This window comes from Modestobacter sp. VKM Ac-2978, assembly GCF_026968025.1.
Taxonomy (GTDB): Bacteria; Actinomycetota; Actinomycetes; order Mycobacteriales; family Geodermatophilaceae; genus Modestobacter.
Genome location: NZ_JAPVBP010000006.1, coordinates 60,349 through 77,127 on the forward strand (window position 1 = coordinate 60,349; position 16,779 = coordinate 77,127).

The following is a 16,779-nucleotide window of genomic DNA, read 5'->3' on the forward strand; positions in this document are numbered from 1 at the left end:
GAGGGCGCCCTCGGTCAGCGGAGGCGGCCGGAGCCGGCCTTGACCCTCACCAGCGCCGGCACCGCGACCGTCGGGTCGATCCGCTCCACGAAGGTGGGCGTCCAGCTCACCGTGGTCGGGATGTCCGGGTCGTTCACGGCGTTGTAGGCCTCGACCAGGCTGGTCCGGCGCGGCCAGGAGCGGCTGCTGACCAGCGTCCCCGACTCGTCCAGGCCCGCGCCGTCGAGCACGTCACCGCGCCAGTCCTCGACGAAGGACGCCGGGTCGACCCCGGGGGCCAGCTGGACGAAGTTGTTGTCGGCGACGATCTCGGCCTCCACGCCGACGCCCCAGCTGTACTGGTAGGCCGCCGGGTCGGAGACGACGTACCAGTTGTTGTAGACGTGCACGTCGCCGTAGCGCACCCGGGGCGCGCGCTGGCCGATGTCCTCCCACAGGTTGTGGTGGAAGGTGACCCGCAGCCGGCCGCGGTCGGCGACCCGGCTGTTGGAGGAGCCGACGAGGTTGGTCTTGTCGTGGTCCCGGAACTCGTTCCAGGAGACCGTGACCAGGTCCGAGGAGTTGGTGATGTCCAGCAGGCCGTCGTGCACCTCGAACTTCTGGCCGTAGACGACGGGCAGCGCCTCCGGCGGGTTCTGCCCGTCGTCGAAGGTGTTGTGGTCGACCCAGACGTGGGTGGACTCGGCGAGCCACAGGTTGTCGTAGGCGGCGTTCCAGGCACCGGCGTCGCCGTCGGTCGGGTCCCAGGCGGTGAAGCAGTCGTAGGCGTCGGACAGCCGGAGGTTGCGGATGATCACGTCGTCCGAGCCGCGCACGGTGAGCGCGGCGCCGACGATGCCGGCGTCCCGGCCGACTCCGATGATCGTGACGTTGGAGCCCACGTACTGGCGCACCTGGGCCTCCTGGACGTCCGCGGACGCCGCCCGGGCGTCCTCCAGCGGACCGGTGGGCTCGGTCTCGGTCCCCCCAGACCTCCGGCGCGTAGGCCGCGATGTAGTCGGCCATGTCGAAGCCCTCGACCTCGTAGGACGCACAGTCGACGGCGCCGTCGGCGGTGCGCCGCTGGGCGTCCAGGACGCCGTGGACGTACACGATCCGCGGCGTGGTGTCCCCGCGCGCGGCGTCGCCACCCAGAGCGGCGCGGAACTCCTCCCAGGTGTGGACGTGGAAGACGTGGGCCGGGTCGGCCGTGGACCCACCGGTCGTGCCGCCCTCGGCGGCGGCCCAGCCGTCCTGCGCGCCGAGCACCTCCCGACCGAGGTCCCGGCCCGGGTCGCGGCCGTGCGCCGATGCCGCGGTCGGGGCGAGTGTGACGGCCAGGGCTCCGGCCGCGGTGACGATCAGGGTGCGACGCAGTGCGCGCATGCCACTCCTTCGAGGAGAATGGGAAAGCGGTTTCCCGAGTGATGCGCGTCACGCTAGTTGCGGATCGGAAACGGTGTCAAGACGTCCGAGACGACTCGCCGACCGCCATCCCGGCTCAGTCAGACGGCGAGCACGGCCTCCCGCTCGGCTGCGCCGGCGAGCTCGGCATAGCGGCCGCCCAGCGCCAGCAGCTCCTCGTGGGTGCCCTGCTCGACCACCCGGCCGTGGGCGAGCACCGCGATCAGGTCGGCGTCCCGGACGGTGGAGAGCCGGTGCGCGATGGTGATCGTCGTCCGGCCCTGGCTGGCCTCGTCCAGGGCCGCCTGGACGGCGCGCTCGGTGGTGTTGTCCAGCGCGCTGGTCGCCTCGTCGAGCACCAGCACCCGCGGGTCCCGCAGCAGCGTGCGGGCGATCGCCAGCCGCTGCTTTTCCCCGCCGGAGAAGCGGTGCCCGCGGGCACCGACCACGGTCTCGTAGCCGGCCGGCAGCGCGGCGATGACGTCGTGGACCTGGGCCCGGCGGGCGGCGTCGACCATCTCGGCGTCGGTGGCGTCGGGCTTGGCGTGCCGCAGGTTCTCGGCGATCGTGCCGTGCAGCAGGTAGGTCTCCTGGGCCACGACGCCGACCACGTGGGCCAGGTCGGCCAGGGAGACGTCCCGGACGTCGATGCCGTCGACGGTGACCCGCCCGGCGGTGGGGTCGTTGAGCCGGGCGACCAGGGAGGCGAGCGTGCTCTTGCCCGACCCGGTCTCCCCCACCAGCGCCAGGGTCGCCCCGGCGGGCACGGTGAGGTCGACGTCGTGCAGCGCGTCGCGGGTGCCGTCGGGGTACCGGAAGCCGACGTGGTCGAACCGCACCTCGCCGCGGACCGCGCGCGGGTCGAGGGGCACCGGGCGGGCCGGGTCGTCGATGTCGACCGGCAGGTCGAGGTACTCGAAGACCCGGCTGAACAGCGCCATCGAGGCGGTCAGCGAGACGCCGATGTCCAGCAGGCCCATCAGTGGGCGGAACAGCGCGCCCTGCAGCGCGGTGAACGCGACGAGCGTGCCGATGGTCATCCCGCCCGACGTCGCGGGCAGCCCGGCGATCAGGTAGATCAGCGCCGGGATGCCGGCGAACACGATGCTCATGGTGGCCATCCGCCAGCGGCCGGCGAGCTGGGACCGCACCTCGAGCCCGACCAGGACGTCGGAGGTGCCGGCGAACCGCTGGGACTGGGCCGGGCCCGCGCCGAGGGTCTTGCCCAGCAGCACGCCGCTGACGCTGAGCCCCTCCTCCACCTGGGAGTGCAGGTCGGCCAGGGACCGCTGGCGCTCGGCGGTGATGGCGCGGCGCATCCGGGCCACCCGCCGGGTCAGCCAGACGGCGGGCGGCAGGACGACGAGGGACAGCAGGGACAGCCGCCAGCTCAGCACGGCCATGGCGACGACGGTGCCGATCACGGTGGTGGCGTTGGCGGCGAACGAGGTGGCCGTGGTGGTGACCACCGACTGCATGCCACCGATGTCGTTGGTGAGCCGGGACTGGACCTCACCGCCCTTGGTGCGGGTGAAGAAGCCGAGCGACTGGCGCTGCAGGTGCGTGAACACCGCCGTCCGGAGCCCGTGCATGACGTGCTGGCCGACGGTGGTGGACAGCCAGGTCTGCAGCACGCCGAGGACGGCGGTGACCGCGGCCACGCCGACCATGCCGGCGACCGCCCAGCCGAGCAGGGGCACGTCCTGCTCGGGGATCGCCTCGTCGATGACCAGCCGGATGAGGAACGGCGTGGCCAGCGCGATGGCCGAGCTGGCGACGATGAGCGTGACCACGGTGGCGAGCTGCCGCCGGTACGGGCGGAACAGCCCCGCGACGCGACTCCAGCTCACCGGTGCGCGCTCCAGTTGGGCGCGGTCGGCCGGGTCGGGCCGCCCGCCGGAGCGCCCGCCTCCCCGACCTGGGTCCATGGGGTCGATGGCGACCACCCCTCTCTGCTTTCCTGAGGTTACCTCACCGTGTGGCAACCTCAGGGCCGCAGGTAGCATTCCCGCCGTGACGGACCGCGGCACGGCGACCCTCGGCGACCTGCTCATGCGGGTCGCCCGCACGCTGCGCCGCCGGTTCATCGCCGCGCTCGCACCCTGGGACCTCTCCCCCCACCAGGCCCGGGCGCTCCGGGTGGTCTGCGCCCGCGACGGCGTCCGGCTCTCCGAGCTGGCCGAGGCGCTGCGGATCGCCCCGCGATCGGCGACCGAGGTGGCCGACGGGCTGGAGGAGCGTGGGCTGGTCGAGCGTGCCACCGACCCGGGCGACCGGCGGGCGGTGCGGTTGACGCCGACCGAGACCGGCCGCCGGGTGCAGCGCGAGGTGGACGACGCGCGGGCCGCGGACTCCCAGGAGCTGTTCGCCCGGCTCTCGGCCGCCGACCGCGCCGAGCTGGAACGGATCCTGCGCCAGCTCACCGACTGACCGGCGGGCTCAGCCAGCGGCCTAGGAGCTGCTAACCCGCGAGTCAGCTCGGACAGCGCGTACGCGCTGTCGCTGGCGAAACACTAAGCACGTCGACCCCGACCCTGCGGTGATCGGCCGCAGACCGCCAAAGCACATACCGCCCCCCATGCTCGCCCATGAGGACCCACGGCCGAGACTCGTCGACGGTCCCGCCCTCTACGGCAGCGTCGTCCGCACGGACTGTTGCACACACCCACGAGGGCGTTATCACTGAGAAGTACGGGAGTTCCCGTTCCCGTCGATCCACAGCCACAGCCAGTTCCCGCGCATCATCGACGCCGTCGTTGATGGCGAGGAGAACTGCTGTCAACATTCCCATCACCGCGGCAAGCACGAGAATGGTCGAGCTGACCGCATCGGAACCCAGCAGCCAACGCATCAGTCCGTACAAGCCCGTGACGACCAGCACCGTGGCGAGGGCGACGGCCAGTGGAATGATCCCAACGAGGACCTTCGACATCGTGTCGCCAGCTAGAGCACCGTAGGGCAGTCCTAGACCTGCGGTGTACGCCCAGTGTTCCAGCGATCCCAGCGCGACGGTAAGGCCGCCCAGCAACGTGATAGCCAGCGGGAGTGTCCACGGTGCACTGGTCCCCAGCCGGCGGCTGCGCCACTCGATGACGACTCCTGCACCGAGCAACAGCGAAACGGCCGCCAACACAATTTGCCAGGCCGTCTGGACCGGCTGAGAAAAGAACAAGCGAAGTTCCCAGCTGAGCAAGGCGCAAAGCGCACACAGGGCAGAAATTCTACCTAAGCGCGCCAATCGGGCAGCGTAGGTTCCCTGACTGACGGCAGCGACCAGCACGACTGCTGCGATCGCAATGCCGATGTTCGTGAAGGTCTCCGGCGCCACCGCTCCGAACGCCCCGACCACATAGCTGGTGATCAGGACGATAGGCAAAATGCACAGGTCCACAGCATCCAGTCGGGGACCCGGCGCGACTCCTAGACGCGTAGGCGTCGAAAGGGCGGCGACCTGAAGAACTCTTGCTCCTGGTCGAAGCGAGTGCGCGATGGACTCAGCGACTTTGGGACTCGCGGCCGCCACAGATAGCCCAGCACCCAAGAAGCGAGCCGCCAACGCCCCCCGGACGCTACCGATCGTTTTTCTCTTACCGACCACACCGGCGTCAACCCAGCGGAGCAGTCTGTTCAAGTCGCCCTTCGACCGTAATACGCACCAGCGGGTCCCTGACGGCTCGGGGTCTCGGGGTTTTTCGATGGCCAGCAGATGACTCTCGATGCCGGCCTGGTGCAGGGCTCCGAGAATTTCAGTTGCCCCCTCGGCCCCGGCCGCTGCTCGGGACAAAGGACTCTCCCGGACCGCCACCAGGACCGTGCGACCCGGAGCGAGGTCTGCCAAGCCATCCCGGACGGCGACTCCTAGGCGCTCCAGGAGCACAACTGCGTCTTCTCGGCGCCCGGGCTCTAGCGACAAGTGGAACCAGATCTTCAAGGGCACCCCGCAACCCGACCGGTCCCCGAGCGAGACCACCTCATCATCGTCTTACCGACTCGGGAACAAGGCCAGCAGCGGCCGATCCTCCACCGTTCGCCCGGCTCTCGGCCGCGGACCGCGCCGAGCTGGAACGGATCCTGCGCCAGCTCACCGACTGACCGGCGAGCTCAGCCCTCGTCGAGGGCGAACGAGCCGGTCTCGACCTCGCCGACCCGCTGGTAACTGGCCAGGACGGCCCCGGTGCCGGACACCGTCGACGTGACCAGCCGCCAGGTGCGCGGCACGGTGCCCTCGGCGAACAGCTTCCGCCCGGAGCCGAGGACGACCGGGAAGACGACCAGCCGCAGCTCGTCGACCAGGTCCTCGGCCAGCAGGGTCTGCACCAGTCCGAGGCTGCCGTGCACCTGCAGCTCACCGCCGTCCTCGGCCCTGAGCGCGCGGACGGCGTCGGCGACCTCCCCCTCGATCAGCCGGGCGCCCGACCAGTCGACCGACTCCAGCGTGCGCGAGGCGACGTGCTTGGGCAGCGCGTTCAGCGACCAGGCGATCCGGTCGCCCTCGGTGGGCATCTTCGGCCAGTGCGCGGCGAAGATCTCGTAGGTGCGTCGGCCGAGCAGGAAGTCCTGAGCGGTGGCGAACCAGGCGTCCATCTGGCCGCCCATCACCTCGTCGAAGTGCGGCACCAGCCAGCCGCCGTGGGAGAACCCGCCGGAGGTGTCCTCCTGCGGGCCGCCCGGGGCCTGGGCGACCCCGTCGAGGGTGAGGAACGTGGTGACGACGAGCGGGCGCATGGCAGACCTCCGGAGTCCGGCCGCCCGGATGGCGGCCCGTGCACTCAGAGACCCGGCGGCCGGGCCGAAGTCATCGGCGGGAGGCGCTCACTCCGCCGGCTCCAGCTCGAAGAACACGACCTGCGGCGGGGCGTTGACCCGCATCGGCAGCGCGCTGAACCCGAGCCCGCAGGTGACGTACAGCGCGTTGCCCCCGGCGCCGTACTCCGCCGGTGACCACCCGTCGGCGACCACCTTCTCCTCCTCGGTCAACCCGAGCCAGCTCCAGCGCGGCAGGCCGGGCAGCGCGATCTGCCCGCAGTGGGTGTGCCCGGCCACCGTCAGCGGCGCGCTGCCGGGCGGCATCTCGGGGAAGGCCGTCGGGTTGTGCATCAGGACCACCCGCGGCGCGTCCTCCGGCAGCCCGCTCAGCGCCTGGTCGACGTCGACCAGACCGGGGCGCACCGGGCCGACCCCGACGACGTGCAGCGGGTCGGTGCCGGTGCCGGGGACCGGCACCGACTCGTTGAGCAGCACCGGGACCCCGGCGCCCTCCAGCGCGGTCGTGAGCTCCTCCGCGGCGTCGCTGGCGTAGTCGTGGTTGCCCAGGACGGCGTAGGTGGGGATCCCGGCGTCCAGCAGCGGGGCCAGCAGGTCCAGCGCCGCCGCCACCTCGGGTTCGACGTCCGGACCGGCGTGGTAGACGAAGTCCCCGCCCAGCAGCACGAGGTCGGGCTCGGCCTCCACCACCCGCTCGACCGCCCGCTCGACCATCCCGGTGTTGGCCCACCACATGCCGATCTGCATGTCGGCGAGGAGGGCGACCTCCAGCCCGGCCGCCTCCGCGGACAGCCGGGGGAGCTCCACCTCCTCCCGGTCGTCGTCGAGGACCAACCGCGGTTCGATCAGGACGCCGTAGCCGATGAGCAGGACCAGGGCCGCCAGCAGGGCCAGCCCGACACGGACGGACCAGCGCCTCATGCCCGGCCGGCCATCGCCGCGCCCCGAGCGGGGTGCCGGAGACCTCGGCCGGAGGCGATGCGGAAGGCCCAGGCGCACGCCAGGACCCACACGGTGCCCAGCAGCAGACCGGCGGCGACGTCGGTCGGGAAGTGGGCGGCGACGTAGATCCGGGTGATGCCGATCGCCGGCGCGAGCAGCACCGGCAACGCCAGCACGGCCCACCGCCAGCGACTGACGCCGTAGCCGATGACCAGCGCGGCCAGCGCGCCGTAGAGGGCGACGGCCATCCCGGAGTGGCCGGAGGGCCAGCTGGCGCCGGCCGGCAGCCCCTCGGTCAGGTCGACCACGTCGGGCCGGACACGGCCGACGACCAGGCCGACGACGAAGTAGATGATCACCTCGCCGACGATCACGACGAGGACGAAGACGACGGGGCGCCAGCTGCCCACCCAGGCCAGTGACAGGACCGCCAGGGTGAGCCCGACCGCGATGGCCGCCCGGGTGCCGGACAGCATCCCCACCGCGTCGGCCACCGTGGTGAGCGTCTCGGTGCGCTGGTCGACGAACCAGACGGTGACGCTCTGGTCGAACCGGCCCAGAGCGGTGTCCCTCAGCACGCGGGTGACCAGCAGCCCCAGCCCGACGAGCACGGCGAACAACGCCGCCGCCGCACCGACCAGCTGCAGGACCGTCGTCCGTCCAGCGGGGAGCACCGGCTGGTGGGTGGGCGCCGGCCGCGGGGCCTCCGCGGGGTCGACCTCCAGGGGGTCGAGCGGCTCGTCGCTGTCCTCGTGCCGGTCGTGCTGCCAGCCGCGGAAGGCGATCGTGGTGATCGCCAGCCAGGCCGCCCCCAGCGCCCAGCCGGCCAGCACGTCGGAGACGAAGTGCACGCCGAGGGCCAGCCGGGTGAACCCGATCGCGAACACCAGCAGCGCGAACAGGGCGATCAGCCACGGGCGCACCCGGCGGCTGACCACCGGCAGCAACACCAGCAGCAGCACGCCCCAGGTCACCACGGCGGTCATCGCGTGACCGCTGGGGAAGCTCTGGTTGGCCGGGGTCTCGACCACCGGGTTCAGCACCACCGGGCGGGCCCGGTCGGCCACGTACTTGGTGAGCAGGATGAGGACCGGCAGGCCCATCCCGGTGACCGCGACGAACGCGGCGAGCCGGCGGTGCCGGCGGATGAGCAGGAAGAGCGTCGCCAGCACCGTCACCAGCACCGAGGCGCCGGTGCCCCCGAGGTCGGTCACGGCACGCAGCACGCTCACCGTCACGGACGAGCCGCTGACCGCCTCATTCAGGTCCGCCGCGACCTCGCCGTCGAGGGAGGCCAGCGGCGACCAGCTCTCCTGGACCAGCAGCCACAGCGCGAGGAACGGCACGGCGCCGACGAGGAGGGCCACCAGTCCCAGCACCGCGCGGACGCCGAAGCGACTGGGCGCCTGCGGCGGTTCGCGGTCCGATGGCGCCTGGGTCGAGGTGGTGAGGGGCCGGCTCATGAGGAGCCCGCTACCCAGCTTCGCCGGGGAGCCCGACCATCGTTGCGACACCGTGACCTGAGCGACACGCCTACCGCGCCACCCGCCGGGTAGGCCGCTGGCTGATCCCTGCTCGCCGAGAGAACGGACGTCACCATGACCTCGCACCTCCCCCGGTACCGACGGTGGCCCGGCATCGCGCTCGCCGCCGCGACACCACTGCTGCTCGTGACCGGCTGCGGTGAGACCGAGGACTCCCCCAGCCTGAACGACGACGAGGGCGAGGTCGTGACGGACGAGGGCGGCGAGATCGTCGGCGGCCCCGAGGCCCCGTCGGTCGACGTCAACACCGACGTCGAGGTCGTCGGCGTCGAGCTCGCCTACCCGGTCGACGGGCTCTACGAGGTGGGTGCGGAGGTGCCGCTCTACGCCGCGCTGACCAACATCGGCACCGAGCCAGTCACCCTGGTCGACGTCACCGGCCCGGACTTCGAGGAGGCCGTCAGTCTCGACGGGAGCGCGGAGCCGTTGGACGCGGTCGAGATCACCGTCGCCCAGAACGACAACACCTACATCGGGGCCGAGGGATCGCCGTCGATCGTCCTCGTCGGTCTGGAGACGGAGCTGCGCTCCTCCCAGTCGATCCCGGTGACGTTCGTGTTCGAGGAGGCCGGCGAGATCACCGTCGAGGTCCCGGTGTCCGCCGACGACAGCGACCCCTTCGAGCGGTTCAGCTTCCCCGACCCGGCCGAGGACCCGAGCAACGAGTGACCGGGCGGGTTGCGATCCGGTCACGTTCCGCCGCCTGACGGACTTCCCCTCGGTCACCGGGCACCCCTCAGGGGAGCCCACGCACGCCGACCGAGAGGACACGAACCGATGACCGACCCACGGACGACGACCGGCGCGACCAAGGCAGCAGAGAAGAAGCGGCCGATGTGGCCGTGGCTCCTGCTGGCCGCCCTGCTCGCCGCGCTGCTGCTCTGGTGGCTCATCGCCGAGTTCACCGGAGACGACGACCTCGACGCCGACGCCGGCGCGGGCGCCGTGGTCGAGGAGACCACCACCGAGACCGAGACCGACATCACCGGCACCGAGACCGTGTCGCCTTCGGCGCCCGCGTCCGAGATCGGTCTGGGCACCGTGCTCGTCGGCGACCTGGACGTGCTGGACCCGTCCGTCGACCTGAGCGCCAGCATCGGGGAGCCCGTCCAGGCCAACACCGTCGAGGTGGCGGCGGTCGTCGCCGACGAGGCGTTCTTCGTCGGCCCCGAGGCCGGCCAGACGATCCTGGTCCGGCTGGGGGAGTTCGGTGGGACCGACTCCGAGGAGTCGCCGTTCGAGGTGGCGGAGGGTGACACCGTGAGCTTCGGCGGGACCCTCGAGCAGGTCGACGACGAGTTCCTCACCGAGCTGCAGCTCTTCGACCCGACGACGCAGTTCGAGACCGGCGACTTCTACGTGCAGGCCTCGGAGATCACCCTCGTCGAGTGATCCCACGCTGGACTCCCGATGGCGTCCCCGGGCCCGCGACTGCTGCGGTCCGGGGACGTCGTCGTCCTGCACCCTGCAGAACCCGTCGGACCCCACTGTGGAGAGGCGCTGTCGTGCCTTACGCCATGACCGAGCCGGACGCCCCGCGGGGGACCAGGTGAACACACGTGACCACGGGGTGGCCGCCGGTGTGCTGACCACTGCGGTCCTCATCGCCGGGGCCGCCGCACGCCGGGAGAACGCCCGCCGGCTGGCCCGCCGGACGAACGGGTTCTCGCCGTCCGTCCGCACCGACGACGGGGTGCGGCTGCACGTGGAGGTCGCCGACGAGGTCGACGCACCGACGGTGGTGCTGGTCCACGGCATCGGCGTCTCCGCGGAGATGTTCGATCCCCAGTGGACGGCCCTGCGCAGCCGCGCCCGCGTCGTCCGCTACGACCAGCGCGGGCACGGCTCCAGCGGCTGGGCCGGCGGGCGCGGGGCGACCGTGGCCGAGCTGGGCCACGACCTCGGCCAGGTCGTCGACCAGCTGGGTGGGAACGGGCCGGTCGTGGTCGTCGGGCACTCGATGGGCGGCATGGCCGTGCTCGCGCTGGCCGCTGAGCGGCCCGAGCTGTTCGGCACCCGGATCGCCGGTGCCGCCCTGATGAGCACCCGCGCCGCACCGCTCGACGGCGCCGAGCGGGCCAGCACCCCGATCACCGCACGGGCCCGCACCGGCCTGTCCACCGGGGGTGCGTGGCTGCTGTGGCTGGTGGCCCCCCTGGTGGGCGCGTTCCGTCCGTTCCGGACCCGGCCGGGACGGCGGCTCCTCCGCTGGCAGCTGTTCGCCGGTGACCCGCCCGAGGACGCGGCGCGTGCGCTGACCGGGATGTGGGCGGACACCCCGGTCGGGGTGTTGTCGGCCTACCTGCGGAGCCTGGCCACCTACGACCCGCGGTCGCCGCGCTGCGCACCGTGCCGGTCCTCGTCCTGGCCGGGACGTCGGACCGCACCATCCCCACCCGTTCCGCGCCTCGGATGGCGGCACAGATCGGTGAGGGGGCCGAGCTGGTCCTGGTGGAGGACGCCGGGCACCTGGTCAACGACACCCACCGCGACATCGTGAACGCGGCGCTGGGTGCCCTGCTGGACCGGGTCCAGGCGAGGGTCGGCGACTGACCCGCCCCTGGCCGGTCAGCTCTCGACGACGACCTCGATCACCGGGTACCCGGAGGCGCCGTCCGGGGCCACCGGGGTGCGCTCGTCGGTCTGGACCTCACCGAGCCCGTCGGTGGCCCGGGCGGTGATGACGTGGACGCCCGGGGTCGCGTCCCAGGGCAGGTACCACTGCCGCCAGCAGTCGACGTCGAGCCGTTCGGCCAGCTCTGCCTGCTGCCAGGGGCCGTCGTCGATGCGCACCTCGACGCCCTCGATGCCGCGGGTGGGTGCCCAGGCCACCCCGGCGATCGGACGCTCCCCTGCGGTGATGGTCCGCCCCGGGCCGGGGACGTCGATCCGGGTGGAGGTCTTGATCGGCCCCTCCTTGGCCCAGCCGCGGGGGACCCAGTAGCCGTCGACGTCCCAGTCGGTGAGCTCGATCGCGGAGAGCCACTTGGTCGCCGACACGTAGCCGTACAGCCCGGGGACGACCAGCCGCGCCGGGAAGCCGTGCTCGGCCGGCAGCGGCTCGCCGTTCATCCCGACGGCCACCATGGCCTCGGTGACGTCCAGGGCGGTGACGGTGGGGAACCCGGCGGTGAACCCGTCGACCGACCGGCCGACCAGCTGGGTCGCCCCCTCCTGCAGCCCGGCGCGCTCGAGCAGCCGGAACAGCGGGACCCCCTGCCAGCGTGCGTTGCCCACCAGGTCGCCGCCGACCTCGTTGGAGACGCAGGACAGGGTGATGTCGGCCTCGATCTGCGGCATCGCCATCAGCTCGTCGTAGGTGAGGGTGAACGGGTTGTCCACCATCCCCCGGATCTCCAGCTGCCACTCGGCCGAGTCGATGGTCGGCACCCGCAGCGCGGTGTCGATCCGGTAGAACTCCTCGTTCGGCACGAACAGCGGCGTCAGACCGGCGATCTCCAGGTCGGCACCCGCCGGCACCGGTCCCGCCGGCCGGACCGGCACGGGCAACCGGATCGCCGCCCGGAGTTCGGTCAGCCGTTCGCGCCCCATGAGCAGTCGGCTGCCGACGCCGCCGATCACCGCCACCGCGGCGGCGCCGCCGGCCAGCAGGAGGAAGTTGCGGCGGCCCGTCGTCCCGGGCCCGTCCGACGCCCGCGTCTCCGCGGCCGCGGCAGCCAGCAGGTGGTACAGGATCGTGACCCCCACCGCGGCGCCCAGCACCCCGGCCAGCACGGTGAGGACGGCGGAGGCGTCCGGCGCAGCGAGGCCGGCGGCGACACCGAGCGCGGTGATCAGCACGAACGCGACCGCACCCAGCACGAACCGGCGGCGTGCCAGCAGTCCGGTGCCGGCGCCCAGCAGCGCGGCGACCAGCCCGATCGAGGCCAGCAGCACCGGCTTGTCGTTGGTGCCCAGCGCGGCGATCGCGGCACGCTCCAACCAGCCGGGCACGCTGTCGATGACGGCGTCCCCCACCGAGATGACCAGCGAGGGCACCCCGTCGATGGCGCCGGCGGCCAGCTCGACCACCCCGATGCCCGCCGCAGCCGCCAGCAGCCCGGACAGCGCCGCACGGCCGGCCGGTGCCCGCAGCGCCGCGTCGTCGTCCCGCGGTCCTTCGACCGGTTGTGCGTCATCCATGTACCCAGCTTCACCCGACTCGGCGGGTGGGACACGCCGAGCCGGGGAACCGACGCAGGATCGTCACGGAACACCGGCTGGGCGGGCGTCGGTGCGGACCGAGCAGCGTCGCCGGGGAGCGTTCCGAGCGGTTCTCCTCGCCGAGGACTCGACCGATCGGCTCCCGTGCTCCACGATCAGCCGATGACAGAGTCGTCATCCGCCGTCCTGGCCGGCTGGGCGCCCGAGCCCTTCACCAACGCCGGCATCACCCACACCCTGCACACGCGCGGCTCCGGGCCGGGCCTGGTGCTGCTGCCCGAGCTGCCCGGCCTCACGCCGGAGGTGATGGGCCTGGCCGAACACCTGGTCGGTGCGGGGTTCACCGTCACCGCCGTGGACCTCTTCGGCGATCCGGGCCGGCCGACGAGCCCGGGCTACGCGGTGCGCAGCTCCGCCGGGGTCTGCACCAGCCGGGAGTTCCGCGCCCTCGCCCGTCGGGCCGACCGGCCGGCGGCCGAGTACGTCCGGGCCGTGGCCCGCCGGGTACGTGACCGGGTGGGCGGCCCGGGGGTCGGGGTGATCGGGATGGGCGTCAGCGGGGGTCTGGCGCTGGCCTCCGCCGCCGAGCCGGCCGTGCTCGCGCCCGTCGCCAGCCAGCCGTCGACGCCGCTCCCGCTGACCCCGGGACGCCGGCGGGACCCGGGGATGTCCGACCGGGAGCGTGCGGCGGTCCAGGCCCGGGTCACGGCCGAGGGCCTGCGCCTGATGGGCCTGCGGTTCAGCGAGGACACCGCGGCGCCCAGCGACCGCTTCCGGGCCCTGCGGGCGGTGTTCGGCGACGGCTGGCTGCCGGTGTCGGTGAACAACCGGCCGGGCAACGAGGCGGGCATCGCCCAGCAGGAGCACCGGGTGCTCACCAGTACCGACGCAGCGACCCCCGGCCACCCGACGTACGAGGCGCGCGAGCAGGTCGTGGCGTTCCTGCGGGAACGCCTGGCCGCCCTGCCGGCGACCGCCCGGTCCCTGTGAGGGACCTCCCGGTGGCGCCGGCCGGCGCCACCGGGAGGGACCCAGGGGAGCCCTACGCTGCGAGCAAACCGGCTGGCGTCAGGCTGACCTGACGAGGACCGTCGAGCGCATGACCAGCCCCGCAGAGCTCGCCGTCCAGCACACCCTGCGGACGGCGGTCGCCCGCTACGACGACCTCCGAGCCCGCGACTCGCTCGCCGATCCCAGCGCCGAGGACTCCGTCGCCGCCGAGCACCTCACCCAGCCCGAGGCCCTGGAGCTGCTCGCGCTGAGCCAGGTGATCACCAGGAAGGCGAGCTACGGGCAGCAGCTGGCGGTGCGGTCCGCCCGGGAGACCGGGGCGTCCTGGGCGGCGATCGGCCGGGCACTGGACATGACCAAGCAGGCCGCGTGGGAGGCGCACACCCGCTGGATCGAGGACCAGGCCGTCCAGCACCGGGACACCGGCGTGTCCGGTCTCGACGACCTGTCGGTCGCGCGGGCGCGCAAGCTCGCCGGCCGTCCGGACGACCAGCTCTGAGCCGGGAGCCGCTGGCTCACTCCGGGAGGTGGAGGCAGAACGGGTGGCCGGCCGGGTCGAGCATCACCCGGACGTCGGCCTGCGGCTGGAACTCGGCGACGGTCGCGCCCAGCGACCGGGCGAACTCCACGGCCGCGTCCAGGTCGTCGACGGCGACGTCCAGGTGGGCCTGCATCCGCGGGTCTCCGGGGCCGGCCGGCCAGACCGGGGGCACGTGGTCGGCCTCCAACTGGAACGACAGCCCCGGCCCGCCCGGGCGCAGCGTGGCCCACTCGGGGTCGTCGGTGGCGATCGGCCAGCCGAGCATCGTCGCGTAGAAGCGCGCGAGCCCGCGCGGGTCCGGGGTGTCGAGCACGGTGCCGGTCAGCGTCATCCGCGGTCGGTCCTGCACGTGGTCAGCCGTTCTGCTCGATGTAGGTGTCCGGGTCCTTGTCCTGGATCGGGATCCCGGTGACGTGCTTCGCCTCGTAGGTCAGGAACTGCACAGCGATGTCGTGGCGGGTCTGCAGGTCGGCGTGGTGCCGGAAGTCGAGCAGGTCCTCCCGCTCCTCCTCGGCCATGTGGTCGTCGTTGGCCTTGCGCGCCTCCCACACCGCCGTCCACCACTCGTCGGTGCCGACCTGGTGGTCCTGCGTCTTCCGGACGGCGTCCCGGATCTCGTTGTGGTCGGAGACCGCGTCCTCGACCTCGTCGCGCACGCCGCCGTCCGGGTTGCCCTTCCCCAGCTTCAGCACCTGGGGGTAGAAGTACTTCTCCTCCCCCTCGGCGTGCACCTCGAGGAAGGCCGCCAGCCGGTCCCACATGGCGCTCAGCGCCTCGTTGTCACCGCGCGGCATCTCGTCCAGGTAGGCGAACATGCGTCGCTGCTGGTGGTGCTGCTCGAGGATGATCTCGGTGATGTCCATGGGGCCAGCGTGCCCCCGATCCGGGCTCCCCGCGCGACGCCGAGGCGGGGCCCCGTGACGAGGCCCCCTCCCGCGGACGGGAGGGGGCCTCGCCCGGTGCCCGGGTCGTCAGTCGGCGCAGATGCTCGCCGGGTCACTGACCCCGCAGTTGTTGCCCCGGAAGGTGATCCCCGGGCCGGCCTCCTGCAGCAACGTGTTCGGGATCGGCCGGGTCACCCAGACGTCCACCGGCTCGTTGTCCAGGATCCGGTTGGACTTGACCTCGATGTTCTCCACCAGCCCCGGCCCGGCGACACCGGGCGGGAGGGTGCCCGGCGGCGGGGCGAAGCTGACCAGCGTCAGCCCACCGGCCGGGTAGTTGATCGGTTCCGCCCCGGCCGGGATGACCGGGCGATTGCCGGTGATCAGGTTGCCGACGACCCGCACGGAGTCGGCGTTCGTGATGGACATGCCGACCCCGGAGACCAGCTGGGCGCCGTCACGCCCGGCGATGCAGTAGCGGTTGTTGGCGATCGAGGCGTTGGCCTTGATCGTGAAGTCACCGCCCTGAACCTGCCGGGTGGCGTCCGGGACCTCCGTCACCGCGTCGTCGAAGAAGAGCACGCCGACGCAGTTGCCGGTCACCTTGTTGGCGGTGATGGAGCCGCCGCGCGACTCGCGGACGAAGATGCCGAGGTTGTAGCCCTCGACGTAGTTGGCGGTGATCCGCGCGTTCGCGTTGTCGGAGTCACCGACCCCGACTCCGGCGGTGCCGGCGAACCACGGCGCACCCCGGTCGACGCCCTTGTACACGTTCCCGGCGATCGTGATGTCCGTGGACGCCGCGGCGAGCGCGCCGTACCGCTCGTGGCCGATGCCCGAGGTGGCCTTGACGGTGAAGCCGTCGGCCTGCCACCCGACGACCCCGCTGGCCGGGTGGTTGCGGGTGCCGAGCTTCGCGACGGTGACCGGGCTGTCCGGGTTCAGGAAGAAGATCCCGGACACGTCGTCGGCCAGGGTGCTGGGATCGCCCTCGTTGTCCGTGCCCTCGCTGGCCGTCCAGCAGGCGTTGGGCGCCACGTCGGGCAGCGGTGCGCCCGGGCCCCACTCCGGCCAGGTGATGAGCGTCGTGTTGGGGCCGGACCCGATGATCTTGAGGCCCTTGCCCTCGACGCACACGGCCTCCTGGTAGGTGCCGGGCGCGATCTTGATGGTGTCGCCGGAGGACGCCCGGTCGACGGCCGCCTGGATCGACTCCCCCGGGCGCACCACCAGGGTGCTGGGGCCGCCCGCGGCGGCGGTGCCCACCGGCAGGGCCCCGACGGTCAGGGCTGCGGCCAGGACGATCGTCCGGCTGCGGGTCCGCCAGCTGACCCGGCGTGCCCTCGTTGTGCTGGTGCTGCTGTCCATTCTCGCCCTCCTGGAAGGAACCGCGCTGGTGAGCCGCGCCGGTGCGGCGCCCACTCCGGCGTCCCGGTCCCGCTTCCGGTCCCGAGGCGAGGACAACCCTCTTCGACGCGCCGCACCGCGCGCAGCCGCCGCGGGTCGACAACTCTCCCCACCCGAGGTGGCAACCCGCGACCTGCGG

General features: G+C 72.7%; 16 protein-coding genes and 1 pseudogene. 7 read left to right on the forward strand and 10 right to left on the reverse strand.

Annotated features, from left to right (window positions below; all coding sequences use genetic code 11):
• Nucleotides 1–14: 14 nt before the first annotated feature.
• Complete coding sequence (locus tag O2W53_RS15450) at nucleotides 15–1,199, reverse strand: pectate lyase family protein (RefSeq protein ID WP_331253804.1); 1,185 nt, start codon at nucleotides 1,197–1,199, stop codon at nucleotides 15–17.
• A gap of 285 nt (nucleotides 1,200–1,484) precedes the next feature.
• A complete protein-coding gene (locus O2W53_RS15455; protein WP_269163948.1) occupies nucleotides 1,485–3,233 on the reverse strand; it encodes an ABC transporter ATP-binding protein in 1,749 nt (582 codons plus the stop codon).
• A 163-nt stretch (nucleotides 3,234–3,396) separates the two neighbouring features.
• On the opposite strand from O2W53_RS15455, the gene O2W53_RS15460 reads away from it, so the two are divergent.
• Nucleotides 3,397–3,813 (forward strand): MarR family winged helix-turn-helix transcriptional regulator, encoded by a 417-nt coding sequence (locus O2W53_RS15460; RefSeq protein WP_269163949.1) that lies wholly within the window; start codon nucleotides 3,397–3,399, stop codon nucleotides 3,811–3,813.
• Between the two features lie 43 nt (nucleotides 3,814–3,856).
• On the opposite strand, the gene O2W53_RS15465 is transcribed toward O2W53_RS15460, so the two are convergent.
• From O2W53_RS15465 to O2W53_RS15480, 4 genes are all read right to left on the reverse strand, one after another.
• On the reverse strand, nucleotides 3,857–4,774 hold the full coding sequence (locus O2W53_RS15465; protein ID WP_269163950.1) for a hypothetical protein: 918 nt from the start codon (nucleotides 4,772–4,774) through the stop codon (nucleotides 3,857–3,859).
• Between the two features lie 710 nt (nucleotides 4,775–5,484).
• Entirely contained in the window at nucleotides 5,485–6,108 is a 624-nt protein-coding gene (locus O2W53_RS15470) for a dihydrofolate reductase family protein (protein WP_269163951.1), read from the reverse strand.
• A gap of 87 nt (nucleotides 6,109–6,195) precedes the next feature.
• Nucleotides 6,196–7,068: a metallophosphoesterase gene (locus O2W53_RS15475; RefSeq protein ID WP_269163952.1), complete on the reverse strand. Its 873-nt coding sequence runs from the start codon at nucleotides 7,066–7,068 to the stop codon at nucleotides 6,196–6,198.
• On the reverse strand, nucleotides 7,065–8,552 hold the full coding sequence (locus O2W53_RS15480) for a phosphatase PAP2 family protein (protein WP_269163953.1): 1,488 nt from the start codon (nucleotides 8,550–8,552) through the stop codon (nucleotides 7,065–7,067). Before O2W53_RS15480 ends, O2W53_RS15475 begins: the two co-directional genes overlap by 4 nt.
• 135 nt (nucleotides 8,553–8,687) lie before the next feature.
• Here O2W53_RS15480 and O2W53_RS15485 point away from each other — a divergent pair, with 135 nt between their 5' ends.
• The 4 genes and pseudogenes from O2W53_RS15485 to O2W53_RS23940 all read left to right on the forward strand — a co-directional run bounded on the left by O2W53_RS15485 (nucleotide 8,688) and on the right by O2W53_RS23940 (nucleotide 11,186).
• Nucleotides 8,688–9,302 carry a hypothetical protein gene (locus O2W53_RS15485; protein WP_269163954.1) on the forward strand — a complete coding sequence of 205 codons (615 nt, stop codon included), beginning with the start codon at nucleotides 8,688–8,690 and terminating at the stop codon, nucleotides 9,300–9,302.
• A 108-nt stretch (nucleotides 9,303–9,410) separates the two neighbouring features.
• Nucleotides 9,411–10,025: a hypothetical protein gene (locus O2W53_RS15490; protein WP_269163955.1), complete on the forward strand. Its 615-nt coding sequence runs from the start codon at nucleotides 9,411–9,413 to the stop codon at nucleotides 10,023–10,025.
• Between the two features lie 313 nt (nucleotides 10,026–10,338).
• A pseudogene (locus O2W53_RS23935) lies at nucleotides 10,339–10,881 on the forward strand (alpha/beta fold hydrolase); the annotation flags it as partial.
• A 101-nt stretch (nucleotides 10,882–10,982) separates the two neighbouring features.
• Nucleotides 10,983–11,186 carry an alpha/beta fold hydrolase gene (locus tag O2W53_RS23940; RefSeq protein ID WP_442929286.1) on the forward strand — a complete coding sequence of 68 codons (204 nt, stop codon included), beginning with the start codon at nucleotides 10,983–10,985 and terminating at the stop codon, nucleotides 11,184–11,186.
• Between the two features lie 15 nt (nucleotides 11,187–11,201).
• On the opposite strand, the gene O2W53_RS15500 is transcribed toward O2W53_RS23940, so the two are convergent.
• Entirely contained in the window at nucleotides 11,202–12,776 is a 1,575-nt protein-coding gene (locus tag O2W53_RS15500; protein WP_269163957.1) for a molybdopterin-dependent oxidoreductase, read from the reverse strand.
• 183 nt (nucleotides 12,777–12,959) lie between these two features.
• Between O2W53_RS15500 and O2W53_RS15505 the strand changes: the two genes are divergently transcribed.
• Both O2W53_RS15505 and O2W53_RS15510 read left to right on the forward strand, forming a co-directional pair.
• Nucleotides 12,960–13,787 carry a dienelactone hydrolase family protein gene (locus O2W53_RS15505; RefSeq protein WP_269163958.1) on the forward strand — a complete coding sequence of 276 codons (828 nt, stop codon included), beginning with the start codon at nucleotides 12,960–12,962 and terminating at the stop codon, nucleotides 13,785–13,787.
• 109 nt (nucleotides 13,788–13,896) lie between these two features.
• Nucleotides 13,897–14,307 (forward strand): hypothetical protein, encoded by a 411-nt coding sequence (locus tag O2W53_RS15510; RefSeq protein ID WP_269163959.1) that lies wholly within the window; start codon nucleotides 13,897–13,899, stop codon nucleotides 14,305–14,307.
• A gap of 16 nt (nucleotides 14,308–14,323) precedes the next feature.
• Here O2W53_RS15510 and O2W53_RS15515 read toward each other — a convergent pair whose 3' ends face one another.
• From O2W53_RS15515 to O2W53_RS15525, 3 genes are all read right to left on the reverse strand, one after another.
• Nucleotides 14,324–14,680, reverse strand: coding sequence for a VOC family protein (locus tag O2W53_RS15515; RefSeq protein WP_269163960.1), 357 nt, complete (start codon nucleotides 14,678–14,680; stop codon nucleotides 14,324–14,326).
• A 22-nt stretch (nucleotides 14,681–14,702) separates the two neighbouring features.
• A complete protein-coding gene (locus tag O2W53_RS15520; protein WP_269163961.1) occupies nucleotides 14,703–15,212 on the reverse strand; it encodes a hemerythrin domain-containing protein in 510 nt (169 codons plus the stop codon).
• A 108-nt stretch (nucleotides 15,213–15,320) separates the two neighbouring features.
• On the reverse strand, nucleotides 15,321–16,601 hold the full coding sequence (locus O2W53_RS15525; RefSeq protein WP_269163962.1) for a right-handed parallel beta-helix repeat-containing protein: 1,281 nt from the start codon (nucleotides 16,599–16,601) through the stop codon (nucleotides 15,321–15,323).
• Between the last annotated feature and the right edge of the window lie 178 nt (nucleotides 16,602–16,779).

Coding starts and splice junctions, on each gene's coding strand:
- O2W53_RS15470 (WP_269163951.1), bottom strand. CDS start 6,108: ATGCGCCCGCTCGTCGTCACCACGTTCCTCACCCTCGACGGGGTCGCC.
- O2W53_RS15475 (WP_269163952.1), bottom strand. CDS start 7,068: ATGAGGCGCTGGTCCGTCCGTGTCGGGCTGGCCCTGCTGGCGGCCCTG.
- O2W53_RS15480 (WP_269163953.1), bottom strand. CDS start 8,552: ATGAGCCGGCCCCTCACCACCTCGACCCAGGCGCCATCGGACCGCGAA.
- O2W53_RS15485 (WP_269163954.1), top strand. CDS start 8,688: ATGACCTCGCACCTCCCCCGGTACCGACGGTGGCCCGGCATCGCGCTC.
- O2W53_RS15490 (WP_269163955.1), top strand. CDS start 9,411: ATGACCGACCCACGGACGACGACCGGCGCGACCAAGGCAGCAGAGAAG.
- O2W53_RS15500 (WP_269163957.1), bottom strand. CDS start 12,776: ATGGATGACGCACAACCGGTCGAAGGACCGCGGGACGACGACGCGGCG.
- O2W53_RS15505 (WP_269163958.1), top strand. CDS start 12,960: ATGACAGAGTCGTCATCCGCCGTCCTGGCCGGCTGGGCGCCCGAGCCC.
- O2W53_RS15510 (WP_269163959.1), top strand. CDS start 13,897: ATGACCAGCCCCGCAGAGCTCGCCGTCCAGCACACCCTGCGGACGGCG.
- O2W53_RS15515 (WP_269163960.1), bottom strand. CDS start 14,680: ATGACGCTGACCGGCACCGTGCTCGACACCCCGGACCCGCGCGGGCTC.
- O2W53_RS15520 (WP_269163961.1), bottom strand. CDS start 15,212: ATGGACATCACCGAGATCATCCTCGAGCAGCACCACCAGCAGCGACGC.
- O2W53_RS15525 (WP_269163962.1), bottom strand. CDS start 16,601: ATGGACAGCAGCACCAGCACAACGAGGGCACGCCGGGTCAGCTGGCGG.